Origin of the sequence: uncultured Thiodictyon sp. (assembly GCA_903837595.1) — a bacterium.
Taxonomy (GTDB): Bacteria; Pseudomonadota; Gammaproteobacteria; order Chromatiales; family Chromatiaceae; genus Thiodictyon.
Genome location: CAILVI010000233.1, coordinates 1 through 2,211 on the forward strand (window position 1 = coordinate 1; position 2,211 = coordinate 2,211).

Annotated in this window: 2 protein-coding genes; one reads left to right on the top strand and one right to left on the bottom strand. The window is 64.7% G+C overall.

Annotated elements, in window-relative coordinates; genetic code table 11:
- The coding region (locus tag QZY44_RS12540) for an NAD-dependent epimerase/dehydratase family protein (RefSeq protein WP_295446687.1) at nucleotides 1-497 on the bottom strand (497 nt) is incomplete at its 3' end.
- A 144-nt stretch (nucleotides 498-641) separates the two neighbouring features.
- On the opposite strand from QZY44_RS12540, the gene QZY44_RS12545 reads away from it, so the two are divergent.
- Nucleotides 642-2,211, top strand: a 1,570-nt coding sequence (locus tag QZY44_RS12545) for a hypothetical protein (protein WP_295446689.1), incomplete at its 3' end; no start/stop codon positions are given.

The window sequence follows — 2,211 nt, forward strand, 5'->3', positions numbered from 1 at the left end:
GCGCCTACCGGATTGAAGTAGCGCAACAGCCCTAAGCGCCACGTGGCGTCGCTTTGAAACAGATCGCGCAGCATGCCCTCGATCACCAGCTTGGTTTGGCCATAGGGATTGGTGGCCGAGACCGGATGGTCTTCGGTCAACGGTAAGCGCTGTGGATCGCCATAGACCGTGGCCGACGAGCTGAACACCAGTGTCTTGACGTCGCATTCGACCATGGCCTCTAGCAGCCGCACCGTGCCCACCACGTTGTTGTCGTAATAAGTCAAGGGCTTTGCCACCGACTCGCCCACGGTCGCTTCGGGCGCGAGTTGGACGAACATGGTTTTCCCGCGTGGAAAGGGGTGCGGTGCGAGCGGCGTTTCCGTGATGCTGCCTGCAGGATCCGCCGCCCAGGCGGCCAGACCGGCGAAAAGGGCCCCGGCCAGCATTCCGCAGCGGACGGCATGCCTGGCGGCAGCCCGCACCCCGGGGCGCTTACGATTCTCGGCGGCTGACATGGTCGGGCGGCGATGGGACGAACCTCGCTCCGGGGAGTCAAGCAAAGTTTGGCCAGCTCGTGGAATCCGAACTTTGCTTGCCCCATACTTCTTTGTGCGATTGCCTGCGTGATTCCGAAACCTGCGGCAAATGCAGTGACCCCAGTGAGCAACCCATTCCGACTTTCTTCCTGTGCCTGGGTGGCATTCCCGCTCTGTGCCTTCGGATTCCTGATCTGGACCAATGCCCTGCGGGTGCGGCGGGTTGAATATGTGTCTGGAATTGCCGAACGGTCCGCGGCGGAGCCGGCCGGTTACGCCGGCTGGCAACCCCGGTTGATTGTGCCGGAGCACGACGGCATCAGCTATGAGTGGCTCGACCAGACCCGGCAAATGTTCGCTCGCCGGGAATGGCGGGTGCGGCACATTGATTATGAGAATGCGCCGTTCGGCCGGGAGGTGTCCTCAGCTTCGCCTTATCGTTGGTGGCTGGGAGTGGTCGCGTGGCTCGACCATGTGATTTCCGGCCGCCCGCCCGGGCCGGCCGTGGAGAAGGCGGCGCTGTTTGCCGACCCGTTGCTGCAGCTGCTCTTCCTGGGGGGGGCCACGATTTTTGTGGCGTGGCAGTTCGGCGTTTATCCAGCCGCATTGCTTTCGATCGGAATGGCGGCCATTTTCCCGTTCGCTGCGGGATTTTTGCCGGGAGTGCCTGGCGATCAGGGACTGGTGCGGGCTTGTGTGTTCTGGAGTGTGCTTCCCCTGCTGGCCGGGATCCGCATAGCGTATTCGGCGGCGGCGGACGCGGGTGATCGGGCGCGGCGCTGGTTCTTTGTCGCCGGCCTCATGGGCGGCCTTGGACTGTGGATCAGCGTGACCAGTGAGGTACCTATCCTCATCGGGATCGCCTTGGGCGGACTGATCGCGGCCTGGGTTCACCGTGGCGACGCGAAGGGAAACCCGGCTGGGGCGCGGGGGCCCCTGCCGTGGGGGGCTTGGGCGCTGGGAGGGGCCGCGACCAGCCTTGGGGTTTACCTGATCGAGTACTTCCCCGCGCATCTGGGGTCATGGCAGCTGCGGGTCAATCACCCGCTTTACGGACTGGCGTGGCTGGGTGGGGGCGCGGTACTGGTGCGGGCGGTGGCTTGGATCGAGCGGGGCAAACCTTCCTGGAGCCTCCGGGAAATTGTCGTCCTCGTGCTGGCGGCCGCGGCCCTTGTGGCGGTGCCCGTTGCGATGTGGCGGACCCGCAGCCTGGGGTTTCTGGAGGTGGATCTGTCCTCGTTCCGGCTGACCAGACTGCCGGGCGACGTGCGGGAGACCAGCCTATGGGGCTGGCTGGTCGATGACTTCATTACCCCCAAGGTTTGGGCCACGGTGCTGCCGGTGTTGCTGGTGCTCCCGGCGGGATGGTTGGTCCTGCGCCGCCAGACGGGAATGGCATCCCGGGTGTCCCTCGCCGTCGCGCTGGGACCGGTGTTCGTCGCCATCGGATTCGCCTGCCGGCAGCTTAGTTGGTGGAATCAGGTCGATGTGGTTCTGCTTGCCCTGCTGGTCGCGGCCACGGCGGCGATCGGTGAAGCGTTCAACCATCGGTTCACCCGCTGGGTTTGGTCCGGATTCGTGGCGCCGATGCTCGTGCTGGGCGCAATTCAGATTGTCCCCCCGACGGACACCGGGATGAAGAATGCGCTCGATGAGTCCGAAATTTTTGGGCTGATCGAGCGGGATATGGCCC